Here is a 393-nt window from a genome sequence, read left to right as displayed (position 1 = left end):
GCGCAATACCGGCAGGTTCACCTATGGCGACGTGATCGCCGAACGCATGCGCAGCCGGCATGCGCGGCTCGCGGCGGGCATCGGGACCGTCGTGGTCAACCTGGCATACATGGTGCCGCAGATGGCAGGGGCCGGCGCCCTGATCAAGCTGATGCTCGGCATCTCGTACGAGTCCGCCGTGGTCATGGTTGGCGTCGGGATGATCGTGTATGTGCTGTTCGGCGGCATGATCGCCACCACGTGGGTGCAGATCATCAAGGCCGTTCTGCTGCTCGCGGCGGCTGCCGTGCTGGTGGCGATGCTGCTGGCTGCTGTCCAATACGACCCGCTGCGGCTGTTCGCTTCGGTGGAGCAGCAGTATGGCGCGCAGATGCTGTTGCCGGGCGGCTACTT

Annotated in this window: 1 protein-coding gene; it reads left to right on the top strand. The window is 65.4% G+C overall.

Annotated elements, in window-relative coordinates; all coding sequences use genetic code 11:
* The coding region (locus tag KDL01_RS47385) for a sodium:solute symporter family transporter (protein WP_212534373.1) at positions 1-393 on the top strand (393 nt) is incomplete at both ends.

The sequence above is a fragment of the Actinospica durhamensis genome, assembly GCF_018139695.1.
Classification (GTDB): domain Bacteria; phylum Actinomycetota; class Actinomycetes; order Streptomycetales; family Catenulisporaceae; genus Actinospica; species Actinospica durhamensis.
Note: the sequence above shows the minus strand (reverse complement) of the source record. Positions and strands in the feature narration are given on the sequence as shown.